Origin of the sequence: Lentzea sp. NPDC102401, assembly GCF_044765805.1 — a bacterium.
Lineage (GTDB): Bacteria > Actinomycetota > Actinomycetes > Mycobacteriales > Pseudonocardiaceae > Lentzea > Lentzea sokolovensis.
In genome coordinates, this window is record NZ_JBIWKS010000004.1 from 311,633 (window position 1) to 329,274 (window position 17,642).

Here is a 17,642-nt window from a genome sequence, read left to right on the forward strand (position 1 = left end):
AATTCAACAACTGTTGAACTATGGCCCGTGTGGAGCAAGTGAACCAGAAACGCCGAGGCCGTCGCGCCGCGGGCGAGGACACCAGGGCAGCGCTCGTCGCCGCGGCCCGCGAGGTGTTCGTGGAAAAGGGCTACGACGGTGCCACGGTACGCGCGATCGCCGCCAAGGCGGGCGTGGACGCCGCCATGGTCAACCACTGGTTCGGCGGCAAGGAAGGCCTGTTCGCGCAGGCGGTGCTGCAACTCCCCTTCGATCCGGCCGAGCTCCTCAAACGCCTGCTCGACGGCGCGGTGGAGGACGCGGGCGAACGCATCGTCCGCACCTTCGTGACGGTGTGGGACGCGACCGGCGGCGGCACGTTCGCGGCCCTGATCCGCAGCGTCACCAGTCAGCCCGAGGTGGCGGGCGCGCTGAAGTCGTTCCTCATCAACGCGATCTTCAAGAACGTGCTCACGGAGATCGGCGCCGAGCACCGCGAGCTCCGAGCCACGCTGTGCGCGACCCAGATGGTCGGGCTGGGCATCGTCCGGTACGTCGTGCGGTTCGAGCCGCTGGCGTCGGCCGACGTGGAGACCGTGGTCAGGACGATCGGCCCGAACCTCCAGCGCTACCTCACCGGCGACCTGGACTGACCGGTCACGCGCCGGCGAGCAGCACCGTGGCGTCGAAGCACGTGCGGTCGCCCGTGTGGCAGGCCGCGCCCACCTGGTCGACGCTCAGCAGCAGTGTGTCGCCGTCGCAGTCGAGCCGCACCTCGTGCACGTACTGCGTGTGCCCGGAGGTCTCGCCCTTCACCCACAGTTGCTGGCGGCTGCGCGAGTAGTACGTCGCGCGGCGGGTGGTGAGGGTGCGGTGCAGCGCCTCGTCGTCCATCCACGCCACCATGAGCACCTCGCCGGTGCCGCGCTGCTGGGCGACCGCGCACACCAGGCCGTCCGGCGTGCGCTTGAGCCGTTGGGCGATGGCGGGATCGAGCGCGTTGCTCAACGGGGACCTCCCAGGTGTTCACGAGCAGGTCCGGTGTTGAGCAGGACCACTCCGTAGATGTGCACGGCGGACAGCACCCCGGACGCGACGCGGGCCCACGCCGGTCCTTCGGCGAGCACGATGACGAGGTGCAGCAGCCCGACGAGGATGAAGACGATCATCGCCGGGTAGTGCACGAAACGCAGGCGCAGCAACAGGGCGGCCGCCACGGGCAGTTCCACGACCGCGAGGAACGACGGCAGCTTCAGCACGTCCGCATCGCCGGTCGAGCGCCACAGGATCAACCCGACCACGAAGAACACCAGGGCGCCGCCGAACGCGACCGCCGAGGCGACCCGCACCTCGACGGGCTTCATCGCACCACGACACCCGCCTGGCGCAGGCCGTCCTTGACCTCGCCGATGCGGAGCTGCCCGAAGTGGAAGACGCTCGCGGCCAGCACGGCGTCCGCGCCCGCGGCGACGGCCGGCGGGAAGTGGTCGACCGCGCCGGCGCCGCCGCTCGCGATCAGCGGCACGTCGACCTCGCGGCGCACCAGGTCGATCAGCTCGAGGTCGAACCCGGCCTTGGTGCCGTCGGCGTCCATCGAGTTCAGCAGGATCTCGCCGACGCCCAGCTCCTGGCCCTTCGCGGCCCACGCGATGGCGTCGATGCCGGTGCCGGTGCGGCCGCCGTGCGTGGTGACCTCGAAGCCGGTGCCGCCGGGCACGCGCCGGGCGTCGACCGACAGCACGATGCACTGCGCGCCGTACCGCTCCGAGCACTCCTTGAGCAGCTCGGGACGTGCGATGGCGGCGGTGTTGAGGCTGACCTTGTCCGCACCGGCGCGCAGCAACTTGTCGACGTCCTCGGGGCTGCGCACGCCGCCACCGACCGTGAGAGGGATGAACACCTGCTCGGCGGTGCGGCGGACCACGTCGAACGTCGTCTCGCGGTCGCCACTGCTGGCCGTCACGTCGAGGAACGTCAGCTCGTCGGCACCCTCGGCGTCGTAGGCCCTGGCCAGTTCGACCGGATCGCCCGCGTCGACGAGGTTCGTGAAGTTGACGCCCTTCACCACCCGGCCCCGGTCGACGTCGAGACAGGGGATGACACGGACCGCGACTGACATGCGGGAAAGCCTACAAGGGGCGTGCGAGGACTACGCTGCGCGGCCATGATCACCGAACTCGGCGAAGGCAAGTACCTGCTGCTGACGACGTTCCGCAAGGACGGCACCCCGGTGCCCACGCCGGTGTGGGTCGTGCCGGGCGAGAGCGACGGCGTCATCTACGCCTGGAGCGGCAGGGACACCGGCAAGGTCAAGCGGATCAGGCGCAGCGGTGACGTCGAGATCGGGCCGTGCGACGTCCGCGGCAACCCGAAGGGCGACTCGGTGAAGGCCCACGCGGCGCTGCTCGACGACGAGGCGAGCGACGACGTGCGGTCGCGGATCACGAAGAAGTACGGATTGTTCGGGTGGCTCACCGTGGCCGGCAGCAAGCTGCGGCGCGGGCGGACCGGGTCGGTGGGCATCCGGATCACGGCGGCGAGCTGAGCGATCCACGTCGAGTCAACGTTGATTCGACCGATCAACGTTGACGGGCGCCGGTCCACGTTGACTCAACGTGGACGCGGCCGGATCAACGTGGAGTGGACCCGCTCAACCCCGAAGTGGATGTCGTCCACGCCGATGACAACGTTGTCTTCGGCTCGTTCCGTGCATGTTGACCGGACGAGTCAACGTTGATTCCCTCGCGTCCATGTTGAGTCAACGTGGATCAAGCACGTCAACATTGAGTCAACATGAGTGCGTCAACCCGAAGTTGACCCAGCGCTGATCGTCAACCTAGAGTTGACGCGTGATCCAGTTGACCGACCTCATCGTCACCGTCGCCCGAGAGGCCGACGACGCGCTGGTGCGTCTGACAAAGGCAGTCGAACTGAGCGGTCAGCTCAACGAACTCGGCGACCACCTGATCGGCCACTTCGTGGACGAGGCACGTCGCGGCGGGGCGAGCTGGGCGGAGATCGGCGAGAGCCTCGGCGTGACGAAGCAGGCCGCGCAGAAGCGGTTCGTGCCCAGGGAGTCGCCGGAGCTGTCCAAGCCCTCCAAGCCCTCGACGGAGCGCTACACCCAGCGGTCGCGCCGGGTGATCGCGCTGGCCCGGCACCACGCGCGGTTCAGCGAGCGGATCGGCACCGAGCACCTGCTGCTCGGACTGCTCGACGAGTCGGCGGGGCTCGCGGCCAAGACGATCGCGAAGCTGGAGTCGGGCGACGGCAGCACGCGCATCGCGACCCTCAACCGGCTCGACACCGAGGCCAAGCAGCGGCCCGAGAAGCAGCCGTACACGACGCACTGCAAGAAGGCCCTGGAACTGGCCGTGCGCGAGGCGCTGCGGATGGGCCACATGTTCATCGGGACCGAGCACATCCTGCTCGGCGTGCTGCTCGAAGCGGATGGGACCGCGGCCGACGTGCTGCACAACACGGGTGTGACGCACGCGGCCGCGGCCGCTCACATTGAGACCGTGGTCAACGGACCGCAGCGAGTGCTTCCGGGAGCGTGAAGGCGCCGGCGTACAGGGCCTTGCCGATGATCGAGCCCTCGACGCCGTCGCGCGACAGCTTCGCGAGCGCGACCAGGTCATCCACAGTGGACACCCCGCCGGACGCGATCACCGGGGCGTCGGTGCGGGCGCAGACCTCGCGCAGCAGCTCGACGTTCGGGCCCGTCAGCGTGCCGTCCTTCGACACGTCGGTGACCACGTAACGCGTGCAGCCGTCGCGGTCGAGCCGGTCGAGGACCTCCCAGAGGTCGCCGCCGTCCGACGTCCAGCCGCGGCCCTTGACCCGGTGGCCCTGCTCGGTGATGCGGACGTCGAGGCCCACCGCGATCTTCTCGCCGTACGTCGCGAGCGCCTTCGCGCACCACTCCGGGTCTTCGAGCGCCGCCGTGCCGAGGTTCACGCGGGCGCAGCCGGTGGCCAGGGCGGCCTCCAGCGACGCGTCGTCGCGGATGCCGCCGGACAGCTCGACCTTCACGTCGAGCTCGCCGACGACGCGGGCGATGAGCTCGCGGTTGGAGCCACGGCCGAACGCCGCGTCGAGGTCGACGAGATGGATCCACTCCGCTCCGTCGCGCTGCCACTGCAGGGCCGCGTCGAGCGGCTCGCCGTAGTTCGTCTCGGTACCGGCTTCGCCCTGCACGAGCCGGACGGCACGACCGTCGGCCACGTCAACAGCGGGGAGGAGTGTGAACGTCACCCGAGCAGCCTAGCGTCCCCCAGCACGAGGGCGGCCACGCGCTCCTGGGCCTCGGTGGCGCGCGGGAACTTCGACGGGACCGGCGTGCCAGGCCCCGTCGCGGCAGGTCCGACGCCCGTCCACGGACCGAAGACCATGATTCCGACGAACGCGGGGTGCTGCCGTGCCAGCGCAAGGTACAGGTACTGGGTGCTTTCGAGGTCCGCGTCGGTCTTGTCCGCGCACGCCGTCTGCGGCGCGCCCTCCGGCAGCAGGAACAGCTCCTTGCCCGGCGCGCGTTCCTCCAGCTTGGTCATGCGCGCCTCCAGCTCGTCGTACCCGGCGCAGTACTCCTCGAAGCCGACCCAGTCGACGGCGGCGGGCACGTGGAAGTCGTCGTCCACCCGGACGCCCGCCTCGATCAGCATGACCTTCTCGGCGGGGAAGGTGTTCTTGATCTGCTGGGCGGCGGACTCGACGTCCGCGAAGGTCCCGCCGCGCACCACGAACCCGGCGACGCGGCCGAGATGGGGACGCACCTTCTCCGCGAGGACCTGCCAGCGCTCGCCGTCGGTCTCGACGACGCAGCCGCCGGGCGTGCAGTCCCGCAGCACCTCGGCGCGGTCGCCGTCGCTGATCCGGACCGAGTTCAGGTTGCTGCGGCCGCGCACCACGGGCAGGTAGCCGGCCAGCCGCGCGCCGAGGTAACCGTAGTAGCGCAGCTGGGAACCCGGCGACTTGCGCAGGTCGTCGGAGTTGAGCTGCTCGATGCGGAGGTCGTCGACGAGGCTGACGGACCTGTCGTTGCCGGACTGGCGCCCGAGGTAGACCCACAGCCGTTCGGTCGGCACCTCCGTGCCCAGCGTGATCGTCTTGCGTTTGCCGTTGACCGTGACGTCGAGCTCGGTCCCGGCGAGCTTCAGCGTCACCTCGAACGAGCCGTCGTCCTTGGCTGAGGCGAACGCCGGCAACGTCACGATGGGCTTGCCCTGCTGAAGGACCTGCACGCCTCCGTTGGCGCGCACCAGGAAACCGAGGTCGATGTCCTGATTGGACACATGACCCCGGCTGTTGGCCGAACGCGCCAGGGCGATCGAAGACCAGTCGCCGGACGTGCGGTCGCCCGCGACCGGGGTCAGCGAAGCCGAGAGCGAGGAGCCGGTGGACGGCGCGTCGAGCCGCACGGCCGTCGTGCCGAGGTGCAGCGACAGCTTGCCGCGGTGTTTCGGCTGGCCGGCCCGCGCGGACGACGGAGGCGGCACGTCACCGGTGTCCGTCCGCCCGGACACCCGGCTGTACGTGACGGCGCCGGTGCCTTGGCGATGCTTGAGGTTGTCGTTCAGGCCGTACGTGGGTTCGAGGCCCACGGCGTTGTCGAAGTTGTCGTGGAACGGTGCCGGTGCGGCGTGCGCGCCCCCGGACACGGCAACGCCGGCAGCCACGATCGCGGCTACCGTCAGGAGTCGGGTGATCACGAAAAGCTAGTCAACCAGTTCTGCAGCAGGTGCGCTCCGGCATCGCCGGACTTCTCCGGGTGGAACTGGGTCGCCCACAGCGGCCCGTTCTCGACGGCCGCGACGAACTCGTCGCCCGAGTGGTCCGCCCACGTCACCAGCGGCGGCTTGAGGTGCTCGGCCGGCTCCAGCTCCCACCGGCGCACGCCGTAGGAGTGCACGAAGTAGAACCGCGTGTCCTTGTCGAGGCCCGCGAAGAGCTTCGAGCCCTCGGGCGCACGCACGGTGTTCCAGCCCATGTGCGGCACGATCGGCGCTTCGAGCCGCTCGACGGTGCCGGGCCACTCGCCGCACCCCTCGGTCAGCACGCCGTGCTCGATGCCGCGCTCGAACAGGATCTGCATGCCCACGCAGATGCCGAGCACCGGACGGCCGCCGGCGAGGCGCTCGCCGATGATCCGGGCGCCGCGCACCGAGTTGAGGCCCTCCATGCACGCCGCGTACGCGCCGACGCCGGGCACGACGAGGAGTTCCGCCTCACGGGCGGCCTTCTGGTCCGACGTCACCTCGACATGGGCGCCGACCCGCTGAAGCGCGCGCTCGGCGGAGCGCAGGTTGCCGGATCCATAGTCAAGTACGACGACGCGTGCCACGACGACCAGGCTAGTCGGTCGGGACCGCACCCTGCGTAACCGGTATGACCGGCAACACCGTGTTGATCGGTTTCGTGCGCACGAGCCGGCGCCTGAGCATGACCAGCAGCCCGCACATCACCACGAGGAGCAGACCGCCGACGACGTAGTACACGAACGCCGGGATGTTGAGCAGCACCGTCACCAACGCCGTCAGCACGATCAACGGGAAGATCAGCGCGAGCGGCCACATCTGCGCGCGCGGCGGTTCGAGCGTCCGCAGCACGAAGTCCGCCCGGCCCTCCTCGGTGAGCTCGGCGACCCGCGCGACCTCCTGCAGCCCCGCCGCCCGGAAGAAGTCAGGGATCGCCGCGTGGCCGTTCCCGAAGTCGCGGATGCGTTCGAGCGTGCCCTTGCGACTGGCCGCCGGGTACAGCGCGGTGAGCTTGTCGATGGCGTCGAGCTGCCACTTCTCCTTCTCCCGCAGGTTGACCATGCCCGCGGTCATGCGGTCGAAGGCCAGTCCGACGGGCCCCGACTGCTTCGCCTGCGCCGACAACCGCAGCACCGCCTCGCGCGAGCCCCACATCGAAGCGCGGCCGAGGGTGGTGGTGAACATGTAGAGCAACGCGGCGTCGTCATTCCAGATGGCCAGCGCGGCGCCGCCTCCGAGCTTGCGCACCCTGTTCGTCATGTACGCGGCCTCGTTGAGCTTGGTGGCCGGAGGAGGCAGCAGCACCGTGCCGGACGGGACCGGGACGAGTGCCGCGGGGCCCACGTTGCCGCTGTGCATGGCCTTCTGCAGTTCGGCGGCGTTCAACGGGGTCCAGATCAGCATTCTCACGCTCAACATCATTCCTGGTCCGTCTCGCACGTCCGTGCAGACATGCCAAGGTTTTCGCGTTTCGAGACGGGCAGGGGTGCGAACGGCGGAAGGGTGCGCCGGGCATCCGGCCCGATCGCACCCTTCCGGCTCACAATCACACCGTGCGCGAAGGCGCTCCGGTCCAGTCATCCCCCATGACTGCCAACATGTTTCTTCACCCCCTGAAGAAACTCCGCACAGCGCTCCCCAGCCCGACCACGTCGAGATCATGCGCTGCGTCATGGTCCTCGGCCGTGCCGTAGTTGCGGAGCTCTGCGTGTCGTTTGACACCTATAGAACGAACACGGTGCGGGATTTGTTGCAGTGTCTCGGACACAAGATGAGACGAGGTTCCCTCCAGGTACGGCTCCACCACCATCACGTCGGCGTGATCGGTGTCCTGCACCGCCTTGCGCAGTCCGTCCGAGTCGAACGGTCGGACCGTGGCCGCGTACAACACGGTGACGTCGGCGTTCTCGGACTCGACGGCCTTGAGCACGCGGTCGAGCATCGGCCCGACGGCGACCACCACGCCGCGCTTTCCGTGGCGCAGTGCCGTGACCCCCTCCCCCACCGGATGCGCCTGGGCGTTCTCGTGCAGCGAAAGCCTCACGTAGACCCGGTTGTCGTCCTTCAACGCCTGCTGCAGCAGCGGCGTCACCTCCTCCGGGTGCCCAGGTACGTGAACGGTCCAGCCGGGCAGCGTGTCGAACAACGCGACGTCGCCCGGTGACTGGTGCGTGCGGCCCCACGCCGGGTCGTCATAGGACGCGCCGATGCTCACGAACACCGCGCCCACGTCCTGATGTCCGATGTCGAGCTTGATCTGCTCGTACGGCCGTTCGACGAGGAACGGCGCGTAGCTGTGCACGACAGGACGTAGCCCCGCCAACGCCAGACCGCTCGCCACGCCCACCATGGTCTGCTCGCGGATCCCGACGTCCACGACGCGTTCGTTCTCTTGAGGGAACTCGTTGCTGGAGATCACCGCGGTCACCACGGCGATGCGCGGGTCGGTGGCGATCTCGTCGTTGACCGCCTTCACGAAGGCCTGGCGCATGGTGGTCATCAGTAGCTCTTCTCGATCTTGGCGACCACCGCGTACGGGCGGTCGTGCGGCGCGGTCAGTGCGGTGAAGACGGCCTCGTGGTCGCGGCCGTCGATCTCGGCGGTCTGCCAGCCCTCGACGGCGAAGCGCTGGGCGATGCCACCGGGCCAGCCGTACATCGCGGACTGGTTGTCGATCACGATCGTGGTGAGGTTCGCGACCCTGAGCCGCGACGCCACGGCGATCGCCTCGTGGTTGCTGCCCTCGTCCAGCTCACCGTCGCCGACCAGCACGAACGTGCGGCCGCGGCTCCCCGCGACGCGCTGCCCGATCGCCGTGCCCACCGCGATGGGCAGCCCGTGGCCGAGCGAGCCGCTGCTGATCTCCACGCCGTTCACGAGCACCCGGTCGGGATGCAGGCCGAGCGGGCTGTCCCAGGACGTCCAGCCGTCCAAAGTGGACTCCCCGATGAACCCCTTCTCCGCCAGCACGGCGTAGTAGGCCATCGGGCCGTGTCCCTTGGAGAGCAGGAACCTGTCGCGGTCTGGATCGGCGACGGTGGCGGGCGTGACGTTGAGGACCTTGTCGTAGAGGACCCAGAGCACGTCGATCGTGGAAGCCGCCGCCCACTCGTGCTTCTCGTCCCCGGTCATCCTCGCGAAGAGCTCTGGTAGCCGCTGCATGCCGACAACTGTTCAACCTCGACCATGCTGGAGGTCAAGCGGTTACCATGATCCGGTGAGCAAGTTGCCGGAAATGCTGACCATCGGCCAGGTCGCCGAGCGCAGCGGCGTCCCCCACACCGCCCTGCGCTTCTACGAGGACAGGGGTCTGATCACCTCCGTCCGCACCGCGGGCAACCAGCGGCGCTACCTGCGCTCGGTGCTGCGCCGGCTGGCGTTCATCCGCACCGCGCAACGCGTCGGCCTCACCCTGGAGGACGTTCGCGACGCCCTCGCCCAACTTCCCGACAGCCGCACACCGACGAAGTCCGACTGGGAACGCCTCTCCCGTTCGTGGAAGACCGAGCTCGATGCCCGCATCGACGCCCTGTACCGGCTGCGCGACCGCCTCACCGGCTGCATCGGGTGTGGCTGCCTGTCGTTGCGCAGCTGCGCGTTGCAGAACATCGACGACGAGCAGGCCTCACACGGGCCGGGGGCTCCGAAGCTCAAGCCCGCCCTCGAAGGCGGCACCGTCTAGGAACTCCCGCACCGCACGTAGATAGCCATCGGGCTCGTCCACGTGCAACATGTGGCCCGCGTCGTCGAGCACCACGGCACGTGCGCGCGGGATCAGTGCGAGGGTGGGCTCGACCAGGCCGACCGGGAACGTCATGTCCTGCCGGCCGTGCAGCAGGAGCACCGGAATGCCCAGCTCGGCGATCCGGTGCGCGGCATCGGGAAGCCTCGGTGAGGTCAGGCCGCCTGTCTGCAGCTGGCGCACCCACTCCGCGCCGAACCGCACCTGTCCCAGCCGCTTCAGGTAGCCCGGCACCTGCCGCGCACGCCGGACGTTGGCCTCCACGGCCGCGAACGCGTCGGCCCGCACGCACTGCTCCGGCGTCAGGTCCTCGCGTTGCCACGGATCCTCCTGGCCAGCCAGGACCTCGTCCCGCTCCGCCCATCCGTCGAAGGCGTCCGGCGGCACCGGCAACACGCTGCTGCCCGACACGATCAGGCTGCGCACGCGTTCCGGGTGAGTGATCGCGAACCGTTGCGCAACCATGCCGCCGTAGGAGTGGCCGAGGACGTCCGCCCGCTCGACCTCGAACGCGTCCAGCACTCGCACCAGGTCTTCCACCACGCCGTCCGGGTGGTACTCCGGCGCTCGCCCTGACCTGCCACACCCGCGCAGGTCCGGCATCAGCAGCCGGCAGTCCAACCGGTCGAGCGGATCGCGCAGGTAGCTGTGGTCCCAGTCGGGGCCGCCGTGGATCGCGAGCAACGTCCCGTCTCCGGTGCCCTCCTGCCAGGCCACGAAGATCTCGGTCTCGCCGGGAACCCGCCGCTCACGCCACACCCGGCCCATGAAACCGCAAAACCGGTGGACGCGCTGTGGTTTCCTGGTCAGGAAATGGAAGACGAACGAATGATCCGCCTCTCGAAGCGGATGTCCAAAGCGCTCCGGCACCAGCCCGAGCGCGTCGGCCTCACCCTCGACCCGTCGGGCTGGGTGCCGGTGGCCGACCTCCTGACCGCGCTCGGCATCTCCGAGGCCGACCTGCGCGAGGTCGTGGACCGCAACGACAAGAAGCGCTTCAGCATCGACGGCGACCGCATCCGCGCGAACCAGGGCCACAGCATCGAGGTCGACCTCGGCCTGCCGACCGCGATCCCGCCGGACCAGCTGTTCCACGGCACCGTCGCGCAGTACCTCGACGACATCATGCGCGACGGCCTGCGCCCCATGTCACGCCACGACGTGCACCTCTCGCCCGACCGCGAGACCGCGCGGCGGGTCGGGGCCCGGCGTGGGCGGCCGTTGATCCTGACCGTCGACGCCAGGGCGATGCACGCGGACGGGCACGAGTTCCGCCTCAGCGCCAACGGGGTGTGGCTCGCGCAGCACGTTCCGGCCGGCTACCTGGCCACGACGTGAAACGGACCGTCGAGGACGGCTACGACGCCATCGCGCAGCGGTACCTCGACTGGTCCGCGCAGATCGCGGACGACCCCCGGCTGCGCTATCTCGCCCAGTTCGACGAGCGGTTGCCCGATGGGGCGAAGGTCCTCGAACTCGGCTGCGGCGCGGGCGTTCCGTGCGGTCAGAAGCTCGCCGAACGGCATGACGTCCTCGGCGTCGACCTGTCACAGCGGCAGGTCGAGCTCGCCCGCGCGAACGTGCCGGCCGGACAGTTCACGAAGGCGGACATGACCGCGCTCGACTTCCCGGACGGGGAGTTCGACGGCGTCGCGGCGTTCTACTCGATCCTGCACGTGCCGCGCGCCGAACAGCCCGCGCTCATCGCGAAGATCGCGCGCTGGCTCAAGCCCGGCGGCCTGTTCCTGGCCTCGCTCGGCGTCGGCACGCCGGACGTCACCGAGACCTGGCTCGGCGTCGAGATGTTCTTCGGCAGCAACACACCCGACGTGAACCGGGACCTGCTCGCGCAACACCTGGAGATCGTCATCGACGACCTGGTGACCATGCACGAGCCGGCCCCGGCGACGTTCCACTGGGTCCTCGCCCGCAAGAGCTAGATGAGCCAGAGAACGGCGCCGCCCACCGCCACGACGGTCAGCACCAGCAGGATGATCGCCATGAACTTGGCGGTCTTCCAGGTGGTGTAGACGCCACCGGCCAGGAAGCCCGCGAGGGCCAGCAGGCCGATGACGACGACTTCCTTCGGCATCAGAGAACGCCCTTGGTCGACGGGACGCCGCCGACGCGCGGGTCTGGCTCCACAGCGGCACGCAGGGCGCGGGCGATGGCCTTGTACTCGGCTTCCGCGATGTGGTGCGGGTCGCGGCCGTACTCGACGCGCACGTGCAGTGCGATCTGGGCGTGGAAGGCGAGCGACTCGAAGACGTGCCGGTTGAGCACGAACGGGTAGTTGCCGCCGATCACGAAGCTGTTGAACTGCTCCGGTTCGCCGCGGTGCACGGTGTACGGGCGGCCCGAGACGTCCACCGCGGCGTGCGCGAGGGTCTCGTCCATCGGGATCCAGCAGTCGCCGAAGCGGCGGATGCCCTTCTTGTCCCCCAACGCTTCCCGCAGCGCCTGGCCCAGGACGATCGCGATGTCCTCGACCGAGTGGTGGGCGTCGATGTGCGTGTCACCGGTGGCGCGGACGATCAGGTCGAAGCAGCCGTGCACCCCGAACGCGGTGAGCATGTGGTCGTAGAACGGCACCCCCGTGCTGATCTCGACCTGGCCGGTGCCGTCCAGGTCGATCTCCACGTAGACCGACGACTCCCTGGTGGTGCGTTCCACCTTGCCGACACGACTCACCGGCTGACCTCCTTGCTGGCCGCGAGGAAAGCGTCGTTCTCCTCGGGCGTTCCGATGGTCACCCGCAGGTGACCCGCGATTCCGACGTCCCTGATGAGCACGCCGTGGTCCAAATAGGACTTCCAGACCTCACGCGCGTCCTCGAACCAGCCGAACAGCACGAAGTTCGCGTCCGACGGGACGACCTGGAAACCCATGTGCGCCAACGCCGAGGACACCCGGTCGCGTTCCGCGGACAGGCGCGCCACCGAACCCAGCGTCTCCGGGCCGTGCCTCAGCGACGCGCGCGCGGCCGCCTGCGTCAGAGCGGACAGGTGGTACGGCAGGCGCACCAGCTGCAGCGCGTCGACGACGGCCGGAGCCGCCGCCAGGTAGCCGAGACGGCCGCCGGCGAACGCGAAGGCCTTCGACATCGTGCGCGAGACGATCAGGCGCGAACCGAACTCGTCCAGCAGCTTGATCGCGCTCTCCTGCGGGGAGAACTCCGCGTACGCCTCGTCCACCACGATCATGCCGGTGGTGGAGGCGATCAGCAGGCGCAGATCGTCCAGGGGGATCGACTGGCCGGTCGGGTTGTTCGGCGACGTCACGAAGACGACGTCCGGCCGCGTCTCGGCGATCACCGCGGCGGCCTTCTCCACGTCCAGCGAGAAGTCCGAACGGCGCGGGGCCGGCGACCACTCGGTGCGCGTGCCGGCGGCGATGATCGGGTGCATCGAGTACGACGGCTCGAAGCCCAGCGCCACGCGGCCCGGGCCGCCGAACGCCTGCAGGATCTGCTGGAGGATCTCGTTCGACCCGTTGGCGGCCCAGACGTTCTCGGACGTCAGTGTCACCGAGGTGGCCTCGGTCAGGTACGCCGCCAGGTCCTCGCGCAACGCCACCGCGTCACGGTCCGGGTAGCGGTGCAGCTCGCCGGCGATCTCGGCCACCGCCGCCACGACGTCAGCGGCCAGCGCGTCGGTCGGCGCGTACGGGTTCTCGTTGGTGTTCAAGCGATACGGGACGTCGAGCTGCGGCGCACCATAGGGGGTGCGGCCGCGCAAATCCTCGCGCAGGGGCAGATCGGACAGCTCCACCCGTGCGCCTACGACTGGCTTCATCGAGAGAACCTCGCTGTGACAGCCTGCCCGTGCGCGGGCAGGTCCTCGGCGTTGGCGAGCGCGACGACCTTGTCCGCGACCTCGCGCAGTGCTTCCTCGGAGTAGTCGATCACGTGGATGCCGCGCAGGAACGTCTGCACGGACAGCCCGGACGAGTGCCGCGCGCAGCCACCGGTCGGCAGCACGTGGTTCGAGCCGGCGCAGTAGTCGCCGAGCGACACCGGCGCATACGCACCGACGAAGATCGCGCCCGCGGACCGGATCCGCGCCGCCACCTCGCGTGCGTCGCGCGTCTGGATCTCCAGGTGCTCGGCGGCGTAGGCGTCGACGACCCGCACACCTTCGTCCACAGAGGACACGAGCACGATGCCGGACTGCTTGCCGCTCAACGCCGTGCGCACGCGCTCGCTGTGCTTGGTGGCACCGACGCGCTCCTCCAGCTCGGCGTCCACGGCGTCCGCGAGCTCTTCCGAGTCCGTCACCAGCACCGACGCCGCGAGCGGGTCGTGCTCGGCCTGGCTGATCAGGTCGGCGGCCACGTGCACCGGGTCGGCCGTCGAGTCGGCGAGGATCGCGATCTCGGTCGGCCCCGCCTCGGAGTCGATGCCGATCAGGCCGCGCAGCAGCCGCTTGGCCGCCGTCACGTAGATGTTGCCGGGGCCGGTGACGATGTCGACCGGGGCCAGTTCGCCGCCGTCGGTGTCCACGCCACCGTGGGCCAGGAGGGCCACGGCCTGGGCGCCACCGACGGCCCAGACCTCGTCGACGCCGAGCAACGCGGCGGCGGCGAGGATCGTCGGGTGCGGCAGGCCACCGAACTCCGCCTGCGGCGGCGAGGCCACCACCAGCGACTCCACGCCGGCGATCTGCGCGGGCACGACGTTCATGACGACCGTCGACGGGTAGACCGCGAGGCCGCCGGGCGCGTACAGGCCGACGCGCGCGACCGGCACCCACTTCTCCGTGACGGTGCCACCGGGCACGACCTGCGTGGTCGTCTCCGTGCGGCGCTGGTCGGCGTGCACGCGCCGGGTGCGCGCGATGACCTCTTCCAACGCCTCGCGCACGGCCGGGTCCAGCGAGGACAAAGCGGATGAAATCTCCGAAGCGGGCACACGGACAGAAGCAGGACGAACGCCGTCGAACTTCTCCGTGTAGTCGAGCGCCGCGTCGGCGCCGCGCTCCGCGATCGCCTCCACCACGGGACGAACATGATGCAGAACCGCGTCCACGTCCACCTCGGCGCGCGGCACGACGGCGCGCAGCTGAGCAGGGGTCGTGGTGCGACCTCGCAGGTCGATGCGGCTGAGCATGTCCGACAGCCTAGTTCCTGCGGAAATCTGTCAACGGTCAGCCCGCGAACGGCGCTACCTCAGCCTGTGACACCACGGCCACGCTCGGTCGAGCACCACTCCGTCGCAAACCCCTGCTGATGATGGAGGACCCATGTTCACCAAGCGCCGCGGCAAGATCGCCGCAGTGCTCGCCCTATGTCTGCCCGTGCTGGTCGCGGGCATGGCGGCACCCAGCAACGCCGACTCCGGCCGTTACCTGCTGGAAGTCACCGCGAACACGTCCGCCGAACGCACCCAGGTCGCCCAGATCGGCGTCGACGTGCTCGGCGCGACGAAGCTCACCACGATCTCGGTCGTCGCGGACAAGGCGCAGTACCGGGCCCTGCAGGCCACCGGTCTGCCGCTCAAGTACGTCGGCGACTTCGAGAAGGAGCTCAAGAGCCTCGGCAAGGTCGACTTCTCCGACCCGCAGCCGGGTCAGGTCGGCACCCAGGACTTCCCGTCCGGGTACACGGGTTACCACAACTTCGCGGAGATGACCGCGGAGCTGCAGCAGACCGTCCGCGACCACCCGACGCTCGCGAGCCTGCGCAGCATCGGCAAGAGCTACCAGAACCGGGACATCTGGGCGCTCAAGGTCAGCGACAACGTCGCGACCGACGAGAACGAACCCGAGGTGATCTTCACCTGCAACCAGCACGCCCGTGAGCACCTGACGGTCGAGCAGTGCCTGCAGATCATCAAGCGCTACACCGACAACTACGCGAACTCGGCGATCAAGAACCTCGTCGACACGCGCGAAATCTGGTTCGTCCCGATGGTCAACCCGGACGGCGTCGAGTACGACATCGCCACCGGGTCGTTCCGCGGCTGGCGCAAGAACCGCCAGGGCAACGGCACCGACCTCAACCGCAACTGGGGCTACAAGTGGGGCTGCTGCGGCGGTTCCAGCGGTTCCAGCACGTCGGACACCTACCGCGGCACGGCGGCGTTCTCGGCGCCGGAGACCACCGTCATCAAGAACTTCGTGGACTCGCGCGTCATCGGCGGCGTCCAGCAGATCAAGACGAACATCGACTTCCACTCGTTCTCGGAGCTCGTGCTGTGGCCGTTCGGCTACACCACCGCGAACACCGCGCCGGGCCTGGACGCGACCGAGGAACGCGCGTTCCGCACGCTCGGCCAGCAGATGGCCGCCACCAACGGCTACTCGCCGGAGCAGGCGAGCGATCTGTACATCACCGACGGCAGCATCGACGACTGGATGTGGGGCCAGCACAAGATCTGGTCGTACACCTTCGAGATGTACCCGAGCGGCGGTGGCCTCGACAGCTTCTACCCGCGTGACACGGTCATCGCGGCGCAGACCAGTCGCAACGACCGCGCCGTCGACCTGTTCGTCGGCTACTCGGACTGCGTGAAGCGCGTCATCAACGTGAGCTGCTGATCCGGTCCAGCGCCTGATCGATCTCTTCAGGAGTGACGAAGTAGTGCGGGGAGGCCCGCACTACTTCGTCCAGGCCCCTCCTCGTCATGTCGATCAGCGTCGACCCGCTCTGCGACACCGTGACGGCGACGTCGCGCTGCCAGAGCCGGTCCTTGAGCTCCATCGCCGGCACCCGGTCGCTCGTGAACGTGACGATGCCGGACTGCCGTTCGCCGAGGTCCTGAACGGTGATGCCGGGGATGCTCGCGAGACCCGTGCGCAAGCGCTTGGCGCGGTCCCCCACCTCGGCCTCGATGACGTCCAGCCCCTTGGCCAGCGCGTACTTCGCGGCGGCGATCATGCCCAGCCGGTCCGCGACGCTGTACTCCCACAGCTCGAACACCCGCGCGTCGTCCCGCGGCTGGTAGCGGTCGGGCGCGACCCACTCCGCCGCGCTGTGGTCCATCAGGCGCGGCTTCAGCCTGCGCCGCACCTCGTTCCGCACCACGAGCGCGCCCGTTCCGCGTGGCCCGCGCAGCCACTTCCGGCCGGTGCAGACGAGCATGTCGTAGTCGTGGGCGCGCAGATCGATCTGGCCGGTCGACTGGCAGGCGTCGAGCAGCACCAGCGCGCCGGCCTCGCGGGCCTTGGCCGTGACCTCGTTGACGGGGTTGACCAGGCCGCCGTTCGTGGGCACGTGCACGAGCGAGATCAGCTTGACCCGCTCGTCCAGCTCCAGCGCGTCGACGTCGAGCTGCCCGTGCCGGTCGGACGGCATCACCTCGACGGTCGCGCCGGTCTCCTCGGCGCGGCGCAGCATCGGCACCGCGTTGCCGCCGTACTCCACCTCGGTGACCAGGATGCGGTCGCCCTTCGCCAGCGGGACGGCGTCGAAGGCCGTGAGCCACGACCGGGTCGCGCTGTCGGTGAACGCGACCTCCGAGGGCTCGCAGCCGAAGAGCGCGGCCAGCACGCCGTAGCCCGCCTCGATGTCGTCACGGCGTTCCGCGGCGGCCCGGTAGCCACCGATCTCGGTCTCCCTGCGGAGGTGCCCGACCACCTCGTCGACCACTTCGGCCGACGGGATCGAGGAACCGGCGCTGTCCAAGAAGATCAGGTCGCTCACCCGCCCCACTGTGCCACCATCGAACGCATGGGGGCTCGTTCGTTCGGTTACAGCGCACAGATAAGACCGTTTCTCTGGGTGTTCATCGTGGTGACACCGCTGGAGATCCTGCTCGTGGAGCTGATCGTGCCGTGGTTCTGGCTGCGGGCCGTGCTGCTCGCGTTCGGGGTGCTGAGCGCGTTGCTGCTCGGATGGCAGCTGTGGATGCTCCACAGGTTCAAGCACTCGGTGGACGACCGGTACCTCTGGCTGCGGTACGCGCGTGAGTTCGAATACAGGATTCCCTTGGACGCCATCGAAAGCGTGACGCAGGGCACGACGAGCCGGACGTCGCACCGGACGCGGTCCGTTGTGGACGGCACGCTGGTGCTGGAGATCTCCGGCTCCACCAACGTTTCACTGACGCTGAGCGAACCGCAGGTGATCGATCTGGGCCGGCGCGGCGCGCACGACGTGACGAAGGTCGAGTTCTGGGCCGACGACCCCGATGGCGTGGTTCGCGCGCTGCGAAAATAGGCTCACCG

The 17,642-nt window shown here is 69.2% G+C and carries 23 protein-coding genes; 8 read left to right on the forward strand and 15 right to left on the reverse strand.

All coding sequences use genetic code 11. From position 1 onward, the window contains the following. Positions 1-20: 20 nt before the first annotated feature. Positions 21-632 (forward strand): TetR/AcrR family transcriptional regulator, encoded by a 612-nt coding sequence (locus tag ACIRG5_RS16495; RefSeq protein WP_402905422.1) that lies wholly within the window; start codon positions 21-23, stop codon positions 630-632. A gap of 4 nt (positions 633-636) precedes the next feature. On the opposite strand, the gene hisI is transcribed toward ACIRG5_RS16495, so the two are convergent. Genes hisI through hisF form a run of 3 tightly spaced genes read right to left on the reverse strand, consistent with a single transcriptional unit; the run spans position 637 to position 2,098 of the window. Continuing rightward, the gene (hisI, locus tag ACIRG5_RS16500; RefSeq protein ID WP_402905424.1) at positions 637-987 is read right to left on the reverse strand and encodes a phosphoribosyl-AMP cyclohydrolase; all 351 of its coding nucleotides are present in this window, start codon (positions 985-987) and stop codon (positions 637-639) included. Beyond that, on the reverse strand, positions 984-1,343 hold the full coding sequence (locus tag ACIRG5_RS16505; protein WP_402905426.1) for a hypothetical protein: 360 nt from the start codon (positions 1,341-1,343) through the stop codon (positions 984-986). The genes hisI and ACIRG5_RS16505 overlap by 4 nt, the downstream gene beginning before the upstream one ends. Further along, positions 1,340-2,098 (reverse strand): imidazole glycerol phosphate synthase subunit HisF, encoded by a 759-nt coding sequence (hisF, locus tag ACIRG5_RS16510; protein ID WP_319977265.1) that lies wholly within the window; start codon positions 2,096-2,098, stop codon positions 1,340-1,342. Before hisF ends, ACIRG5_RS16505 begins: the two co-directional genes overlap by 4 nt. Positions 2,099-2,143: 45 nt before the next feature. On the opposite strand from hisF, the gene ACIRG5_RS16515 reads away from it, so the two are divergent. Then, positions 2,144-2,524, forward strand: a complete 381-nt coding sequence (locus tag ACIRG5_RS16515; protein WP_402905428.1) for a PPOX class F420-dependent oxidoreductase — start codon at positions 2,144-2,146, stop codon at positions 2,522-2,524. A gap of 304 nt (positions 2,525-2,828) precedes the next feature. Continuing rightward, a complete protein-coding gene (locus ACIRG5_RS16520; RefSeq protein ID WP_402905431.1) occupies positions 2,829-3,539 on the forward strand; it encodes a Clp protease N-terminal domain-containing protein in 711 nt (236 codons plus the stop codon). On the opposite strand, the gene priA is transcribed toward ACIRG5_RS16520, so the two are convergent. The 6 genes from priA to ACIRG5_RS16550 form a co-directional block, all read right to left on the reverse strand. Then, the gene (priA, locus tag ACIRG5_RS16525; protein WP_319977268.1) at positions 3,505-4,236 is read right to left on the reverse strand and encodes a bifunctional 1-(5-phosphoribosyl)-5-((5-phosphoribosylamino)methylideneamino)imidazole-4-carboxamide isomerase/phosphoribosylanthranilate isomerase PriA; all 732 of its coding nucleotides are present in this window, start codon (positions 4,234-4,236) and stop codon (positions 3,505-3,507) included. The two genes, ACIRG5_RS16520 and priA, sit on opposite strands and share 35 nt — an antisense overlap. Further along, complete coding sequence (locus tag ACIRG5_RS16530) at positions 4,233-5,690, reverse strand: hypothetical protein (RefSeq protein WP_402905433.1); 1,458 nt, start codon at positions 5,688-5,690, stop codon at positions 4,233-4,235. The genes priA and ACIRG5_RS16530 overlap by 4 nt, the downstream gene beginning before the upstream one ends. Further along, a complete protein-coding gene (gene hisH / locus ACIRG5_RS16535; protein ID WP_402905435.1) occupies positions 5,687-6,322 on the reverse strand; it encodes an imidazole glycerol phosphate synthase subunit HisH in 636 nt (211 codons plus the stop codon). The genes ACIRG5_RS16530 and hisH overlap by 4 nt, the downstream gene beginning before the upstream one ends. Positions 6,323-6,332: 10 nt before the next feature. Next, the gene (locus tag ACIRG5_RS16540; protein ID WP_402905436.1) at positions 6,333-7,145 is read right to left on the reverse strand and encodes a hypothetical protein; all 813 of its coding nucleotides are present in this window, start codon (positions 7,143-7,145) and stop codon (positions 6,333-6,335) included. A 196-nt stretch (positions 7,146-7,341) separates the two neighbouring features. Continuing rightward, entirely contained in the window at positions 7,342-8,235 is an 894-nt protein-coding gene (locus tag ACIRG5_RS16545; RefSeq protein WP_402905438.1) for a transketolase family protein, read from the reverse strand. Beyond that, positions 8,235-8,897, reverse strand: a complete 663-nt coding sequence (locus ACIRG5_RS16550; protein WP_402905440.1) for a thiamine pyrophosphate-dependent enzyme — start codon at positions 8,895-8,897, stop codon at positions 8,235-8,237. Before ACIRG5_RS16550 ends, ACIRG5_RS16545 begins: the two co-directional genes overlap by 1 nt. A 73-nt stretch (positions 8,898-8,970) precedes the next feature. Here ACIRG5_RS16550 and soxR point away from each other — a divergent pair, with 73 nt between their 5' ends. Continuing rightward, the gene (soxR, locus tag ACIRG5_RS16555) at positions 8,971-9,417 is read left to right on the forward strand and encodes a redox-sensitive transcriptional activator SoxR (RefSeq protein WP_402906177.1); all 447 of its coding nucleotides are present in this window, start codon (positions 8,971-8,973) and stop codon (positions 9,415-9,417) included. On the opposite strand, the gene ACIRG5_RS16560 is transcribed toward soxR, so the two are convergent. Continuing rightward, on the reverse strand, positions 9,361-10,236 hold the full coding sequence (locus ACIRG5_RS16560) for an alpha/beta fold hydrolase (protein ID WP_402905442.1): 876 nt from the start codon (positions 10,234-10,236) through the stop codon (positions 9,361-9,363). The two genes, soxR and ACIRG5_RS16560, sit on opposite strands and share 57 nt — an antisense overlap. 54 nt (positions 10,237-10,290) lie before the next feature. On the opposite strand from ACIRG5_RS16560, the gene ACIRG5_RS16565 reads away from it, so the two are divergent. Next, complete coding sequence (locus ACIRG5_RS16565) at positions 10,291-10,815, forward strand: RNA 2'-phosphotransferase (RefSeq protein WP_319977277.1); 525 nt, start codon at positions 10,291-10,293, stop codon at positions 10,813-10,815. Further along, positions 10,812-11,417: a class I SAM-dependent methyltransferase gene (locus ACIRG5_RS16570; RefSeq protein WP_402905444.1), complete on the forward strand. Its 606-nt coding sequence runs from the start codon at positions 10,812-10,814 to the stop codon at positions 11,415-11,417. The genes ACIRG5_RS16565 and ACIRG5_RS16570 overlap by 4 nt, the downstream gene beginning before the upstream one ends. On the opposite strand, the gene ACIRG5_RS16575 is transcribed toward ACIRG5_RS16570, so the two are convergent. Genes ACIRG5_RS16575 through hisD form a run of 4 tightly spaced genes read right to left on the reverse strand, consistent with a single transcriptional unit; the run spans position 11,414 to position 14,584 of the window. Then, positions 11,414-11,569 carry a hypothetical protein gene (locus ACIRG5_RS16575; protein WP_319977279.1) on the reverse strand — a complete coding sequence of 52 codons (156 nt, stop codon included), beginning with the start codon at positions 11,567-11,569 and terminating at the stop codon, positions 11,414-11,416. The genes ACIRG5_RS16570 and ACIRG5_RS16575 overlap by 4 nt on opposite strands. Next, a complete protein-coding gene (hisB, locus tag ACIRG5_RS16580) occupies positions 11,569-12,168 on the reverse strand; it encodes an imidazoleglycerol-phosphate dehydratase HisB (protein WP_053733046.1) in 600 nt (199 codons plus the stop codon). The genes ACIRG5_RS16575 and hisB overlap by 1 nt, the downstream gene beginning before the upstream one ends. Then, on the reverse strand, positions 12,165-13,271 hold the full coding sequence (locus tag ACIRG5_RS16585) for a histidinol-phosphate transaminase (RefSeq protein ID WP_402905446.1): 1,107 nt from the start codon (positions 13,269-13,271) through the stop codon (positions 12,165-12,167). Before ACIRG5_RS16585 ends, hisB begins: the two co-directional genes overlap by 4 nt. Further along, complete coding sequence (gene hisD / locus ACIRG5_RS16590; RefSeq protein WP_402905448.1) at positions 13,268-14,584, reverse strand: histidinol dehydrogenase; 1,317 nt, start codon at positions 14,582-14,584, stop codon at positions 13,268-13,270. Before hisD ends, ACIRG5_RS16585 begins: the two co-directional genes overlap by 4 nt. A 133-nt stretch (positions 14,585-14,717) precedes the next feature. Between hisD and ACIRG5_RS16595 the strand changes: the two genes are divergently transcribed. Next, positions 14,718-16,013, forward strand: a complete 1,296-nt coding sequence (locus ACIRG5_RS16595; RefSeq protein ID WP_402905449.1) for a M14 family metallopeptidase — start codon at positions 14,718-14,720, stop codon at positions 16,011-16,013. On the opposite strand, the gene ACIRG5_RS16600 is transcribed toward ACIRG5_RS16595, so the two are convergent. Further along, on the reverse strand, positions 15,997-17,118 hold the full coding sequence (locus ACIRG5_RS16600) for an aminotransferase class V-fold PLP-dependent enzyme (RefSeq protein ID WP_402905450.1): 1,122 nt from the start codon (positions 17,116-17,118) through the stop codon (positions 15,997-15,999). The two genes, ACIRG5_RS16595 and ACIRG5_RS16600, sit on opposite strands and share 17 nt — an antisense overlap. Positions 17,119-17,196: 78 nt before the next feature. Between ACIRG5_RS16600 and ACIRG5_RS16605 the strand changes: the two genes are divergently transcribed. After that, positions 17,197-17,634: a hypothetical protein gene (locus ACIRG5_RS16605; protein ID WP_402905452.1), complete on the forward strand. Its 438-nt coding sequence runs from the start codon at positions 17,197-17,199 to the stop codon at positions 17,632-17,634. Positions 17,635-17,642: the final 8 nt, after the last annotated feature.

Coding starts and splice junctions, on each gene's coding strand:
- ACIRG5_RS16495 (WP_402905422.1), top strand. CDS start 21: ATGGCCCGTGTGGAGCAAGTGAACCAGAAACGCCGAGGCCGTCGCGCC.
- ACIRG5_RS16505 (WP_402905426.1), bottom strand. CDS start 1,343: ATGAAGCCCGTCGAGGTGCGGGTCGCCTCGGCGGTCGCGTTCGGCGGC.
- hisF (WP_319977265.1), bottom strand. CDS start 2,098: ATGTCAGTCGCGGTCCGTGTCATCCCCTGTCTCGACGTCGACCGGGGC.
- ACIRG5_RS16515 (WP_402905428.1), top strand. CDS start 2,144: ATGATCACCGAACTCGGCGAAGGCAAGTACCTGCTGCTGACGACGTTC.
- ACIRG5_RS16545 (WP_402905438.1), bottom strand. CDS start 8,235: ATGACCACCATGCGCCAGGCCTTCGTGAAGGCGGTCAACGACGAGATC.
- ACIRG5_RS16550 (WP_402905440.1), bottom strand. CDS start 8,897: ATGCAGCGGCTACCAGAGCTCTTCGCGAGGATGACCGGGGACGAGAAG.
- soxR (WP_402906177.1), top strand. CDS start 8,971: ATGCTGACCATCGGCCAGGTCGCCGAGCGCAGCGGCGTCCCCCACACC.
- ACIRG5_RS16565 (WP_319977277.1), top strand. CDS start 10,291: ATGGAAGACGAACGAATGATCCGCCTCTCGAAGCGGATGTCCAAAGCG.
- ACIRG5_RS16575 (WP_319977279.1), bottom strand. CDS start 11,569: ATGCCGAAGGAAGTCGTCGTCATCGGCCTGCTGGCCCTCGCGGGCTTC.
- ACIRG5_RS16585 (WP_402905446.1), bottom strand. CDS start 13,271: ATGAAGCCAGTCGTAGGCGCACGGGTGGAGCTGTCCGATCTGCCCCTG.
- hisD (WP_402905448.1), bottom strand. CDS start 14,584: ATGCTCAGCCGCATCGACCTGCGAGGTCGCACCACGACCCCTGCTCAG.
- ACIRG5_RS16595 (WP_402905449.1), top strand. CDS start 14,718: ATGTTCACCAAGCGCCGCGGCAAGATCGCCGCAGTGCTCGCCCTATGT.